General features: G+C 50.5%; 9 protein-coding genes. 2 read left to right on the top strand and 7 right to left on the bottom strand.

The features are described from left to right. Positions 1–3: 3 nt before the first annotated feature. From alkB to D6029_RS17385, 4 genes are all read right to left on the bottom strand, one after another. Positions 4–645: a DNA oxidative demethylase AlkB gene (alkB, locus tag D6029_RS17400; protein WP_120065997.1), complete on the bottom strand. Its 642-nt coding sequence runs from the start codon at positions 643–645 to the stop codon at positions 4–6. After that, on the bottom strand, positions 645–1,715 hold the full coding sequence (gene ada / locus D6029_RS17395) for a bifunctional DNA-binding transcriptional regulator/O6-methylguanine-DNA methyltransferase Ada (protein WP_120065996.1): 1,071 nt from the start codon (positions 1,713–1,715) through the stop codon (positions 645–647). The genes alkB and ada overlap by 1 nt, the downstream gene beginning before the upstream one ends. Positions 1,716–1,796: 81 nt before the next feature. Then, positions 1,797–2,837: an FAD:protein FMN transferase ApbE gene (apbE, locus tag D6029_RS17390; RefSeq protein ID WP_120065995.1), complete on the bottom strand. Its 1,041-nt coding sequence runs from the start codon at positions 2,835–2,837 to the stop codon at positions 1,797–1,799. A 139-nt stretch (positions 2,838–2,976) separates the two neighbouring features. Next, positions 2,977–4,107 (bottom strand): porin OmpC, encoded by a 1,131-nt coding sequence (locus D6029_RS17385; protein WP_120065994.1) that lies wholly within the window; start codon positions 4,105–4,107, stop codon positions 2,977–2,979. An 865-nt stretch (positions 4,108–4,972) separates the two neighbouring features. Here D6029_RS17385 and rcsD point away from each other — a divergent pair. Next, on the top strand, positions 4,973–7,630 hold the full coding sequence (gene rcsD, locus D6029_RS17380) for a phosphotransferase RcsD (RefSeq protein ID WP_208642696.1): 2,658 nt from the start codon (positions 4,973–4,975) through the stop codon (positions 7,628–7,630). Between the two features lie 16 nt (positions 7,631–7,646). After that, the gene (gene rcsB, locus D6029_RS17375) at positions 7,647–8,297 is read left to right on the top strand and encodes a response regulator transcription factor RcsB (RefSeq protein WP_120065992.1); all 651 of its coding nucleotides are present in this window, start codon (positions 7,647–7,649) and stop codon (positions 8,295–8,297) included. Between the two features lie 83 nt (positions 8,298–8,380). Here the strand turns inward: rcsB and rcsC are convergent, their stop codons facing one another. The 3 genes from rcsC to gyrA all read right to left on the bottom strand — a co-directional run bounded on the left by rcsC (position 8,381) and on the right by gyrA (position 14,605). Beyond that, the gene (gene rcsC, locus D6029_RS17370) at positions 8,381–11,227 is read right to left on the bottom strand and encodes a two-component system sensor histidine kinase RcsC (RefSeq protein WP_120065991.1); all 2,847 of its coding nucleotides are present in this window, start codon (positions 11,225–11,227) and stop codon (positions 8,381–8,383) included. A 216-nt stretch (positions 11,228–11,443) separates the two neighbouring features. Next, positions 11,444–11,830: an ASCH domain-containing protein gene (locus D6029_RS17365; RefSeq protein ID WP_120065990.1), complete on the bottom strand. Its 387-nt coding sequence runs from the start codon at positions 11,828–11,830 to the stop codon at positions 11,444–11,446. 111 nt (positions 11,831–11,941) lie between these two features. Further along, entirely contained in the window at positions 11,942–14,605 is a 2,664-nt protein-coding gene (gene gyrA / locus D6029_RS17360; RefSeq protein WP_120065989.1) for a DNA topoisomerase (ATP-hydrolyzing) subunit A, read from the bottom strand. Positions 14,606–14,624 lie beyond the last annotated feature (19 nt).

The raw sequence follows: 14,624 nt of genomic DNA, 5'->3' as shown, positions 1-14,624 counted from the left end.
TTATTATCGAGTGTGGCGGAACGTAATGTTGTAGCGGTATTCATTGGTAAGCGCGTGCTGCGCGGGTTTGAGCGGTAAAATGCCATGGTAAAACAGCCGGGAAGCGCCGCCCCAGACCACCACATCGCCATGTTCAAGCATCACGCGCTTAAGCGGATCGTTGCGTTTAAGGCCACCGAACTGGAATACGGCGGGTACGCCAAGGGACACAGAAACGATGGGCTGTTGCAGATTCAGCTCGTCCTTATCCTGATGCAGCGAGAGTTTGGCCCCCGGCGCGTAGCGGTTAATCAGGCAGGCGTCCGGGGCAAAATCGGGATATCCCGCCGCTTTCGACGCCGCATCAGATAGCTCACGAAAAAGTGTCGGCATCGCGGGCCAGGGCTGCGAAGTCAGCGGATCGATGGGCGAATAAAGATAGCCGTGGCTGTCGGTCGTCCAGCCGACTTCTCCGCAATTGGTCATCGCTACCGACATCGTGTACCCGCCCGGCGTGACCATCTGGCGAAATGGCGATTGCCCGGCAAGTTGCATAATTTGCGCGATTAACCCCTGCGCATCGGCACAGGCAAAGCGGCGCAGGATCACCGCGCCCTCCGCCAGCGGCTCCTGCCACGGCGCTTCATCGGCAAATAAATCGAGCATCACTCCTCCTGCTGTTTGGCTTCAATCTCAAGTAACTGACGCTTACGATCCACGCCCCAGCGGTAACCCGAAAGCGCACCGTCATTGCGCACCACACGATGGCAGGGAATCACAACCGCCAGTTTGTTTGCCGCGCAGGCTCCCGCGACGGCGCGAACGGCCTGCGGTTTGCCAATACGCTGGGCAATATCACTGTAACTGGCGGTTTGCCCCGCCGGGATTTCACGTAACGCCTGCCAGACTTGCTGCTGAAAGGCGGTTCCCTGGATATCCAGCGGTAACGTTATTGGCTTGCCGGGATGTTCCAGCACGCTCACTACTTGCGCCACCCGCCGGGCAAAGGGGTCATCGCCCACATCGAGTGACGAATGCGGGAACAGCGTTTCCAGCTCGCAAATCAAACTTTGTGCATCGTTACCCAATAGTATGGCGCAAATCCCGCGCTCGCTCTGGGCCACCAGGAATTCCCCCAGACAGCATGAACCAACCACAAATTGAATCGCTGTTCGTTCGCCACCGCGACGATATTGCTTTGCCGTCATTCCCAGAACCTCATCGGCCTGCTGATAAAAATTACTGCCAGACTGATAACCCGCATCGAATACAGCACGCGTGACTTGTTCACCTTCAGTCAGTTGCTCGCGCAGCCGTTTGGCACGCAGCGCTTTTTGCCAGGCGTGAGGCGTTAAGCCAGTGACCTGTTTGAAGAGACGATGAAAATGAAAGGGGCTCATGGCAACTTGCGCCGCGAGTTCAGCCAGCACCATCGGTTCGCTGCTGGTTTCGAGGATTCGGCAAGCCTGGGTAATACGGTCGATGCGCTGTTGCTCAGGCGCGAGTTTATCCGGCTGGCAGCGTTTGCACGGACGGAATCCGGCTTTCACCGCGGCATCGACATTTTCAAAAAACAGAACGTTTTTACGCAGCGGATGGCGTGCGCGACAAGAAGGTCGGCAGCAGATTCCGGTGGTTTTCACCGCAAACACAAATTGCCCGTCAGAACGAGTATCGCGGGTTTCCACGGCCTGCCAACGGCTTTGATCAGTGTTTTCGTCAATAATCGTTTTCATGACTGGCTCCTGTTTTTGCTGTCATGGTATGACTTTGACAGCATTGCCGTGGCGGGAAACCCGCAATCTTGCTTTTTAATTTTACTCGCTAAGTAAGAAGGTCTTAAATTGCGGCGACATCCACGTGGAAAAACTGTCGCCCTCTTTGGTGATCAAATAGACCGCCAGTCCCTCTTTTTCTGCGACCTGTTTCGCTTTTTCAGTACCGAGCACCATCAGTCCGGTGTCCCAACCATCGGCTTCCATCGCCGTGGGTGAAATCACCGTCGCGGATACCAGTTTGTGTTGAATCGGCTGCCCGGTTTTTGGGTCAATCACATGTGAAAGGCGCTTGCCATCGAGTTCGTAATAATTGCGATAGCTTCCTGAAGTGCTGATGCCGTGACCGTTGAGATCGACCACCGCCTGCACCGCGTTTTCACGATCGGTTGGTTTTTGAATCGCCACGCGCCAGGCTTTGCCATCTGCGTTAGTGCCGCGTGTCACCACTGCCCCGCCGACGGAAACCAGGTAACGGCTGATGCCGTTTTGTTCCATCAAACGCGCCAGATGATCCGCCGCATAACCTTCGCCCATGGTTGAAAGATCAACATACAAGCCCGGAAGATCTTTGCGCAAATACTGCGTTCCAGCCTGGTTAATCACCGTCAGATGATGCAAACCGGTGAGTGCTTTTGCCGCATCTATTTGCGCCTGGTCTGGGGTTTTGATTGGCTGTTTATCCGGGCCAAACCCCCACAAATTCACCAGCGGCCCAACGGTGATATCCATCGCGCCATCGGTTTTCGCCCCGATGCGCAGCGCCATGGTCACAATATCGCTCATCGCTTCCGCCACCGGATAAGGTTCTGTCGATGCTGATTGGTTAAATCGGGAGAGCGCGGAATCTTTTTTGTACGTCGACAACAAGCGGTCATCGCCGTCTAACTGCGCCTGGATTTTTTCGCGCAGTTCCGTTTGGCGGGCATCGTCTACGCCCGCAAGGCTCGTACGCCAGTAAGTTCCCATGGTTTTGCCTTCCAGCACCATGCCGGAATTGCCTTTCGCCGTTGGGTTATCACAGCCTGCTAAAGCGCCCAGAACTATGGCAAACAGGCCATAGCGTAGTAATCGTAAGTCCATTGTTTCTCTCTCCTGTTTGAGCGCAAAAGGGTACACCAACTGGCAAAAAAATTGGTTTAAAAGTGCAGGTTGTTGAGGGTTCAGACGTAAAAAAGGCGCCCTGAGGCGCCTTTTAGAACTCACACTGCTTAAGCAGGAATTAGAACTGGTAAACCAGACCAACACCTACGATGTCATCGGTGTTAACACCGGCATCACGGGTGAAGTTGTTGTCATCCAGCAGGTTGATTTTGTAATCAACGTAGGTAGACATGTTTTTGTTGAAGTAGTAAGTCGCGCCAACATCAACATATTTAACCAGATCCTGGTCGCCGTAACCTTCGATGTCTTTACCTTTGGATTGCAGGTAAGCAACGGAAGGACGCAGACCGAAGTCGAACTGGTACTGAGCTACAACTTCAAAGTTCTGTGCTTTGTTAGCAAAGCCACCAGTTGTAATTGAGCCATCACTATTCACGCCGTTTTTGGTACCGAAACGAGTCGCGTTGTAAGTCTGGGTGTACTGTGCTGCCAGGTAAACGTTGTTAGCATCATATTTCATGCCGCCGCTGTAAGTTTCAGCGCGATCGCCGTCACCCTTGTATGCAGCACTGTTCTGCTCAGTAGTACGCTTGGAGCTAGAAATCGCTGAACCGATGCTGAAGCCTTCGCCCAGATCATAAGTCAGGGAACCGCCGAAGCCGTCACCGTTCTGTTTCAGAGCGCCACGGCCGTTAGCTGTAGAGCCTTCGCCAGAAACGCTGCCGTTTTTACCCTGGTATTGCAGAGCAAAGTTCAGGCCGTCAACCAGACCGAAGAAGTCGGTGTTACGGTAAGTTGCAACGCCGTTTGCACGAGATTGCAGGAAGTTATCAGAACCGTAAGTGTCGCCGCCAAATTCTGGCAGAACGTCAGTCCATGAAGTTACGTCGTATACAACGCCGTAGTTACGACCGTAGTCGAATGAACCGTAGTCAGCAAAACGCACACCTGCGAAGCCCAGACGAGTCCACGCCTGATCGCTGCTACCTTCGGTGTTGTTAGCTTGAACGTTGTATTCCCACTGGCCGTAACCGGTCAGTTGGTCATTAATCTGAGTTTCACCTTTGAAACCGATACGAACATATGACTGGTCACCGTCTTGACCATCGTTGTCAGAAAAGTAATGTAAGCCATCTACTTTACCGTACAGATCTAATTTGTTGCCGTCTTTGTTATAAATTTCGGCCGCATGAGCGGTGCCTGCTACCAGCAATGCTGGAACCAGGAGGGACAGTACTTTAACTTTCATGTTATTAACCCTCTGTTATATGCCTTTTTATATGCCACTGCTTACTGATTGTTTTTCCAATCAGTCGGCTAACCCATTGTCCAAAACAAATACAGATTAATCCAATCCGAATATGATACTAAAACCATAGAGATGTTTCATTTATCCATATACGTGTTTCAAAATGTAAATACGACTGAACTTTTTTCAGCACAAAAAGACAATTATATAAGCACTAATCGTCAAAAAAATTAAAACATGATTTAAAATCAGTAAGATACAATAAATACAAATCAGTAGCACTGAATGATAAAACGGACCTCTGATTTATATATAAAATAATTCCCGCTATCATCATTAACTTTATTTATTACCGTCATTCATCTCTGAATGTCTGTTTACCCCAAATTTGGACCGGATGCTTGCATCCGGTTTTTTTTACGCTTCTTTACGTTATCTTTACCATTTTGTGCTACTCCCTTCAAAAATGTAATGACTATTAATAAATCCGCCTGGTTATTAGCCTAAAACCTATTTTTGGTCTAAGAACGTTCTCAATAATGATTAGATGAATAAAAAATCATTTCAAAAATAATAGTTGTACAGCCGCGACTATTTTGTACAAAAATAAGGCACCAGAAATGCTTAAAATACAGGCTATTTGACACCTCAATTTTTGCTAATTATCAACGACCTGGAAATCTACCAATTTGGAATTATACTCGTTGAGTTTCACACAGAGTCGATGACGCCAGTGCCGGTTACAGGTATTCTTAGTGATGGTTTTTTGGTGACAGTTTTACCGCCTGTCTGGCTTCTATCGCTGCCAGGACAGAACAGTGGTTTTTATTAAATTGGCGAATGCTCGCCGGGTTGCGCGCTAACAATGAGTCAGTCAGACAGTATGATCCCTAACAAATTTTCGCTTATCCCCGGTAATATCACGCGCTTCTTTCTGCTATTGATCGTGATTTTGCTCGTTGCCATGGGTGTCATGGTGCAAAGTGCCGTCAATACCTGGCTGAAAGATAAGAGCTATCAGATTGTTGATATCACGCACTCGCTGCATAAGCGGATCGATAGCTATCGTTACGCCACCTGGCAAATTTACGACAACATCGCCGTGTCGACAGCACCAGCCAGTGATGGTTTGCAAGAAACGCGTCTGCGGCAGGATGTTTACTATTTAGAGAAACCTCGCCGCAAAACCGAAGCGCTGATTTTTGGCTCTCACGACAGCTCAACGCTGGATATGACGCAACGTATCTCGACCTACCTTGATACGTTGTGGGGTGCCGAAAATAGCCCGTGGTCGATGTACTATTTAAACGGCCAGGACAACAGCATGATCCTGGTTTCCACCCTGCCGCTTAAAGATCTTTCCTCCGGCCTGAAAGACAGCGGCGTCAGTTCGATTGTCGATTCTCGCCGCGCCGAAATGTTGCAGCAGGCCAACGCGCTCGATGAACGTGAGAGTTTTTCTCCATTGCGCCATCTAGCCTGGCAAAATGGCCACTACTTTACCCTTCGCACCACCTTTAACCAGCCGGGCCATCTGGCAACCGTTGTGGCGTTCGATTTACCGATTAACGATTTAATTCCACCGACGATGTCCCTGGACAGTTTCCGTCTGGAGAATAATGATACCCAGCCTCCAGCCAGTAGCGTGGAGAAAGAAGGGCCGGTTAGCATTGCCATCAACTTTAACGGGGCGAAAATCGAAATTGCCTCGCCGCTTGTAACCACAGATTTGCGCCTGGTCTGGCAGGTTCCCCTCGGCACATTGCTGATGGATACCTTGCAGAATATTTTACTGCCGCTGCTGCTCAATATCGCTTTGCTGGCGCTTGCCGTGTTTGGCTTCACGACATTCCGCCAACAGACTGCGCGTCCTGCCGAACCGCAAACGGGCAATGGTGAGTTACAAATCCTGCGTGCATTAAATGAAGAGATTGTCGCGCAGCTCCCGCTTGGGCTGCTGGTGCATGATTTAGACGCTAATCGCACGGTGATCAGCAATAAAATCGCCGATCACCTCCTGCCGCACCTGAATCTGCAAAATATTATTGCGATGGCCGATCAGCATCAGGGCGTAATACAAGCCACGATCAATAATGAACTGTATGAAATCCGGCAGTTCCGCAGCCAGATTGCCCCACGCACTCAGATATTTGTCATTCGCGATCAGGATCGCGAAATTCTGGTGAATAAAAAGCTCAAGCAGGCTCAGCGGTTGTATGAGAAAAACCAGCAAGGGCGCATCGCGTTCATGCAGCATATCGGTGCGGCATTACAGCTTCCGGTGAAAAACATCGCGGAACACGCCAGCGCATTAAACATCCCGGAGGCGCGCGTTGTTGCCAATAAAGCACAAAGTATTGCGCGCCTGGTAGATGAAATTCAGTTGCTGAATATGCTGGAAACCGACGCGTGGAAAACCAATGCTACGCAATTTGCTATCCAACCGCTGATTGATGAAGTGGCGCTGGAAATGCTGCCGATTATCAAACGCAAAGGCTTGCAGTTGCTGATCAATAATCACCTGGCGGCGGATGAAGAACGCCACGGCGACCGTGAAGCACTGCGCAAAGTTCTTCAGTTATTGCTGCATTATTCGGTGACGACCACACAGATTGGCAAAATCACGCTGGATATCACCGAAGAAGAATCCGGGGCTGACCGCTTGTTGTTCCGTATTCTGGATACAGGCGAAGGCATTAGCCACGGCGAAGTCGATAATCTGCATTTCCCTTTCCTTAACGAAACCAGCGAAGATCGTTACGGGCAAGCAAACGGACTCACCTTCTACCTTTGCGATCAGTTGTCACGCAAATTGGGCGGGCATCTGAATATCAAAACCCGTGACGGCATCGGTACGCGCTACAATCTGCACATTAAAATGACGGCAGAACCGCAGCACGAAGAGCAAGAAGAGAAGCTATTGGATGACGTGGTAGCGATGATTGATATCACCTCAAACGAAGTGCGAAACATCGTGACTCGGCTGTTGGAAAACTGGGGCGCGCAGTGCATCACCCCGGATGAAAGACTCGCAAGTCAAGAGTTTGATATATTCCTCACTGATAATCCGTCTAATCTTACATCTTCGGGTTTGCTTTTAAGCGATGATGAGAACGGAATGCGGAAAATAGGCCCAGGCCAGTTCCGGGTTAATTTTAATATCAGTAATGCCATGCAGGATGCGGTGCTACAACTGATAGAAGAGCAACTGGCGCAGGAAGGTGTTTCAGAATCACCGTTGGGTGGTGATGAAAATGCCCAGCTTCACGCCAGTGGCTATTACGCTCTGTTTGTTGACACAGTACCGGAAGATGTTAGGAGATTGTATACTGAATCTGCGGCGCACGATTTCGCAGCGTTAGCGCAGACAGCTCACCGCTTAAAGGGGGTGTTTGCAATGCTCAATCTGGTACCCGGCAAGCAGTTATGTGAAACGTTAGAGCATCACATTCGTGAAAGTGATGCTACCAACATACAAAAATATACCAGCGATATTGACGCTTACGTCAAGAGTTTGCTGTAGCAAGGTAGCCTATTACATGAACAGTATGAACGTAATTATTGCCGACGACCATCCGATTGTCCTGTTCGGCATTCGTAAATCACTCGAGCAGATCGAGTGGGTGAATGTTGTCGGTGAGTTTGAAGATTCCACAGCGCTTATCAATAACTTACCTAAATTAGACGCACACGTTCTGATTACCGATCTCTCCATGCCTGGAGACAAATACGGCGATGGCATTACGCTTATTAAATACATTAAGCGCCATTTCCCGAATATCTCAATCATCGTTCTGACGATGAACAACAACCCGGCGATTCTGAGCGCGGTATTAGAACTGGATATCGAAGGGATTGTATTGAAGCAAGGCGCGCCAACTGATTTACCAAAAGCGCTGGCCGCATTGCAGAAAGGCAAAAAATTCACTCCAGAGAGCGTTTCTCGCCTGCTGGAAAAAATCAGTGCTGGCGGTTATGGCGACAAACGCTTGTCTCCGAAAGAGAGCGAAGTCTTGCGCCTGTTCGCAGAAGGTTTCCTGGTAACTGAAATCGCCCGCAAACTTAACCGTAGTATCAAGACCATCAGTAGCCAGAAGAAATCAGCGATGATGAAACTGGGCGTGGAAAACGATATTGCTCTGCTGAACTATCTTTCGTCAGTGAGCCTGTCCCCGGCTGACAAAGACTAGATCAATGTCGGATGACGCTGCGCTTATCCGACCTACAAATAATGTTTTGTAGGTCGGATGGGCGTTAGCGAAATCCACTCTTTTTATCTGCTGCTCCGCACTCTCGCCGCATAAAGATCGACCGTCTTCTTCAGAATATCCAGCGTCACCGGCTTCGACAGACAGCTATCCATTCCCGACTCAATACAACGCTGCTTCTCTTCTGCCAGCGCATTCGCCGTTACGCCCACAACCGGCAGCGTCAAACCTAACTGGCGAATACGTTGTGTTAGTCGGTAACCATCCATGTTCGGCATATTCACGTCACTGAGCACGATATCAATGTGATTTTTACTCAGCACATTGAGCGCATCCACGCCGTCATTCGCCGTTTTGCATTGATAACCCAGCGATCCCAGCTGATCGGCCAGCAAACGTCGGTTGATAGGATGATCGTCAACCACCAGGATCATCATGTCGTCATTGCGTTCTTCATTACCGGTCAGCGTTGGTAATTCTGTATCGGTGCCCGGCAGCGTAACCGTCACGCTGTAAATACGGCCCAGTAGCAGCAATAAATCATGCGGCGCGGCCAGACTATGCAGCCAGCAACCCGGTGACGATTCTATCGGAATGCCGATATGACGACGGCAGAAAATAATCGCCGCCCGCCCTTCCCAGCTATTTTCAAGCTCGTCATCGGTGATCAAAATATCATCGCTGTCAGGCGTTTCGCCTTGATACAATCGAACGTCGATGCGATTTTTTGCCAGCATTGATTCGAGATATTGGCTCAGCGAAGCATTGCGTACGGCCAGCCAGCAACGCTTGTTCACCAGCCCTTCCACCTGCGATTGCTCCGCATAGACGGCACTGTATAAAGGAATGCGGATCGTAAACTGGCTGCCCATTCCCACTTCGGTATCCACCGAAATATCACCGTCCATCATGCTGATTAATTTCTCGCAGATGGCCAACCCCAGGCCGGTACCCTGGAAGTTATGCTGCACGCCCGTTCCGACCTGGAAGAACGGGTCGAACAGACGCGTGACCTCTTTCGCCGGAATACCCACGCCCGTATCACGCACCCGCAACGAGAGATAATCCCCTTCCACGCTAACATGCAGAATGATGCAGCCGACGTCAGTGAATTTGATGGCGTTGCTCAGCAAGTTGGAAATCACCTGCTGCAAACGCATCGGGTCGCCTTGCAGCGTTAATGGCACATCGGGTTCGATGAAACAGTAAAGGCCGAGTTGTTTACGCACCACCAGCGGTAAATAGTTGGCGGTAATGTGGCTCATCACTTCACGCGGCGAAAACTCACGCGGCTCAATTTTGAGCTGTTCAGACTCGATTTTTGAGAAGTCGAGAATATCGCTGATGATTTTCAGCAGCAGGCTGGAGGAGTTGTTCATCGCCGTCACCAGACGATCCACTCCTTTTGGCAACTCTTTGGTTTGCAACAAATCCAGGTTACCGATAATGCCGTACAGCGGTGTACGCAATTCGTGGCTGACCGTGGCAAGGAACATGGATTTCGACTGGCTCGCCTGCTCAGACGCCTGCGCCATTTCCTGCAGAGACTCTTCCATTTTGACGCGAGCACTCACATCCACCAGCACGCAAATCGCCACGTTTTCATTGCGATATCGCGAATGGACAAAGCTAATCTGCAAGTTGGTGTGGCTGCTGGTCAGCACATCGACGAAGTTAACCTGCTGGCCGCAGATAATTTGCGTCAGCCGCTGCCGATCTTCATGCGTCAGCATGTTGAGATAATTGTGCGCCAGTTCGTTACTCAGAATATTGGTGCCGTCCTGAGTACGCAGAATACAAATCCCGACGGGAGCCGAGGCCACAATTTTACGGTTGAACTGCTCGTGTTCTTCCAGGCGCTGGGCGTCATTTTCCGCCGGGATAAAGATGCGTTTTTCATACATCCGCGCCAGAGTAAACAGCAGGCCGCCGACTAATATGTTCAATAAAACAGCGTTGAGGATCAGCATACGGATCCGCTCCAGCACCATATCCACCGGTACGGAGTACACCACGCTCATGGATGATGGCGGCAAGTTTTTCTTGAGAATGAACTGTTTATAACCCGAGGTGTATCCAAACCAGGAGCGCTCTTGCAGCCATTTTTCTTCCGGTTCGATACGCGTTTCCGGGCCAGTCAGCGAAATCAATGGGCGGCTATTTTCATCCAGAATCGTCACGCCAATCGGCATCGAACCCGGCGAAAGGAAGTTTTCCATGCGGATGGTTTGCTCAACACCCAGCAGCGCCTGCAAACGGTTGGCGAGATAAACCGGCGTCAACGTATAGAAGTAACCGACACCCGGACGCGACCCCTGCCCAATCCAGTAAATGCTGTTGCCGCGCTCATCCTGCGGGGCATTACGATATTTCATAATGCGTTCGTGCAGTGTCTTCAGCGCTTTTTCACGCTCGAGCGGCATTTCACGCAGGCCAAAATCTGCCATGCACAGGTTGTCGCCACCAATCAAAAAGACGCGGTTGAGATCGTAAGCGGCAGAAAAGTTATCGCGCCAGTAGCGTAAAAACCACGCCAGCGATTGCAATGATGAACGCCAGGAAGCGCTGACGGCGGTGCAGTCAGAGTCCGGGAACAACGGCATGAAATTCGGCGGATCGACTTTGTTGTCATCATTTTCCATGACCGGCAACACGCCATTGGTCGCCGTCAGGCGATTTTCCGCGATGTACTTGAGCTCTTTCACCACATCAGAAGTGCGTTGAATGTAACGCTGCGCCTGATCGAAGCTGATGTTAAATTCCTGACGAATTTCTGACTCTTTTTCGTGCAAGGCATTAATGATGTAAAACACCGAAAACAGAGCAATCAGCAGCCAGAGCAATAAAGCCAGCGCCCGAAACATGTAGCGGGAGACTTTGAGTGTGGTGCGAAAGGAGACAAGATATTTCAAATTAAGCCTGGTCGTGGAAATTGCAAAACTTTGGATGCCGTTAAGGTAGTCGCAAAAATGATAGCCCGCAACGGCAAACCATTAAGGTTTAAACCCTAAATAATTCAAGTTGCATTGAGGCGGCAAGTGAACGAGTCCCGATGAGCTTACTCAAGTAAGTGATTCGGGTGAGCGAAAGCAGCCAACAAAGATGCAGCTTGAAGTATGACGGGTATATTAGAACTTCTCGATAACTTTAAAATGCATCAGCACCAGCGTCATATCCGGTGAGAACAACTCGTACTCTTCAAAGAAGCGTTTGTGCTCTTTGCGCCAGTAAGCCAGGGTTTTATCGCCCTCGCCTTCTGCCAACGCATGGGCTTCATTGACCTGGTCGTAAGTGCTCATATCCACGGTGGTCAGTTCAATGGCGCAAACCGGTTCATTTTTGCCATCGACAATCACAAAAATATCACCTGGTTGGGCAATGCCTTCGCCATCGAGGTTAGAACACGTGGCCGTTTTCACGCCCTCAAGCACTAACTTCGCCAGTTCGTCCGCCTGCTTCTCGGTATCACCGAATGCCCAGCGTTCTACATCTTCATACTTTTCAGGAATTGCCATTGCGTTACCTTTATCAGTTAAACCAGGACATCACTTGATATTAAAATAAAAAACGCCCGATGCAATAAATGCATCGGGCGTCTGGAACGATTTCAACCGGCAAAATTCAGATTATTCGTCTGCTTCGTCGGAAGCTTCGTCATCTGCGGCTTCGTCCGTTTCTGCTTCATCAGAGTCTGCTTCTGGCGCGATTTCATCATCACCTTCCGCAACGCTACCGTCGATAGCATCCAACTCTTCTTCGTCAACCGGTTCTGCAACACGTTGCAGGCCCACCACGTTTTCATCGTCCGCAGTACGGATGAGGATAACGCCCTGGGTGTTACGGCCAACGACACTCACTTCAGAAACACGAGTACGAACCAGCGTGCCTGCATCGGTGATCATCATAATCTGGTCGGTATCTTCCACCTGCACCGCGCCAACAACGCTGCCGTTGCGCTCGGTCACTTTGATGGAGATAACGCCCTGAGTCGCACGCGACTTAGTCGGATACTCTTCAGCCGCAGTACGTTTACCGTAACCATTTTGCGTCACGGTCAGGATGGAACCTTCGCCGCGAGGAATGATCAGGGAAACGACTTTGTCTTCGCCCGCAAGCTTGATACCGCGAACACCTGTTGCGGTACGGCCCATGGTACGAACAGCGTCTTCTTTGAAGCGCACCACTTTACCGGCTGCCGAGAACAACATGGCTTCGTTGCTACCGTCGGTCAAATCAACACCAATCAGCTCGTCACCTTCGTTCAGGTTAACGGCGATGATGCCTGCAGAACGTGGACGGCTAAAGTCGGTCAACGCGGTTTTCTTCACAGTACCGCTCGCGGTAGCCATAAACACGTTAACGCCTTCGGCATATTCACGCACCGGCAGAATTGCGGTAATACGTTCGTTCGCTTCCAGTGGCAGCAAGTTCACAATTGGACGGCCACGCGCACCACGGCTCGCTTCCGGCAACTGATAAACCTTCATCCAGTACAGACGACCACGGCTGGAGAACAGCAGAATGGTATCGTGTGTATTGGCAACCAACAGGCGGTCGATGAAATCTTCTTCTTTAATACGTGCTGCGGATTTACCTTTACCACCACGACGTTGTGCTTCGTAGTCAGTCAGCGGTTGATACTTCACATAGCCCTGGTGGGACAGCGTCACAACCACGTCTTCGCGGTTGATCAAATCTTCAATGTTGATATCAGAGGTATTCGCGGTGATCTCAGTACGACGCTTGTCGCCAAACTGATCGCGCATCGCAACCAGTTCTTCGGTGATCACTTCCATCAGACGTTCAGCGCTGCCCAAAATGTGCAGCAACTCAGCGATCTGCTCCAGCAGCTCTTTGTATTCGTCGAGCAGTTTTTCGTGCTCAAGGCCGGTCAGTTTCTGCAAACGCAGATCCAGAATCGCCTGAGCTTGTTGCTCAGTCAGGAAATATTGACCATCACGAATACCGAACTCCGGCTCCAGCCACTCTGGGCGGGCGGCGTCATCACCAGCACGCTCAAGCATCGCAGAAACGTTGCCAAGAGCCCATGAACGTGCGATCAGGCCAGCTTTCGCTTCTGCCGCATTTGGGGAGTGGCGAATCAGTTCGATGATTGGGTCGATGTTAGCCAGTGCAATTGCCAGGCCTTCAAGGATGTGCGCACGGTCGCGCGCTTTACGCAGTTCGAAAATGGTACGACGAGTCACAACTTCACGACGGTGACGCACGAACGCAGAAAGAATGTCTTTCAGGTTCATGATCTTCGGCTGGCCCTGGTGCAGCGCAACCATGTTGATACCGAAGGAAGTTTGCAGTTGAGTCAGGGAATAGAGGTTGTTCAGAACCACTTCACCCACTGCATCGCGTTTGATTTCGATAACAATGCGCATCCCGTCTTTATCAGACTCGTCACGCAGAGCACTGATGCCCTCAACGCGTTTTTCTTTCACCAGTTCAGCGATTTTCTCGATCAGGCGAGCTTTGTTCACCTGGTATGGAATTTCATGAACGATGATAGTCTCACGGCCGGTTTTAGCGTCCGCTTCGACTTCCGCGCGTGCGCGGATGTAAATCTTGCCACGACCAGTACGGTATGCGTCTTCAATGCCGCGACGGCCATTGATGATAGCGGCAGTCGGGAAATCCGGGCCTGGGATGTGTTCCATTAGACCTTCAACGGTAATGTCTTCGTCTTCGATAAACGCGAGGCAACCGTTGATGACTTCAGTGATGTTGTGTGGCGGAATGTTCGTCGCCATACCGACGGCAATACCGGAAGAACCGTTAACCAGCAGGTTAGGGATCTTGGTCGGCATAACATCTGGAATACGCTCGGTGCCGTCGTAGTTATCGACGAAATCTACCGTATCTTTTTCCAGGTCAGCCATGAGTTCGTGGGCGATTTTCGACATACGGATTTCCGTATAACGCATCGCTGCGGCGGAGTCGCCATCCACTGAACCGAAGTTACCCTGGCCATCGACCAGCATGTAACGCAAAGAGAATGGCTGCGCCATACGTACGATAGTGTCATAAACCGCAGTATCACCATGAGGGTGGTACTTACCGATTACATCACCAACAACACGGGCGGATTTTTTGTAGGCTTTATTCCAGTCATTGCCCAATACGTTCATGGCGTAAAGTACGCGACGGTGTACCGGCTTCAGTCCATCTCGGACATCTGGCAGTGCGCGGCCGACAATAACCGACATCGCGTAATCCAGATAGGAGCTCTTAAGCTCTTCCTCAATGTTGACCGGTGTAATTTCTCTGGCAAGGTCGCTCATGTATCCGCTATCCCTCTAC

Source organism: Buttiauxella izardii (assembly GCF_003601925.1).
Taxonomy (GTDB): domain Bacteria; phylum Pseudomonadota; class Gammaproteobacteria; order Enterobacterales; family Enterobacteriaceae; genus Buttiauxella; species Buttiauxella izardii.
The sequence above is the reverse complement of the archived record's forward strand: the minus strand, read 5'-3'. Positions and strand labels throughout refer to the sequence as shown.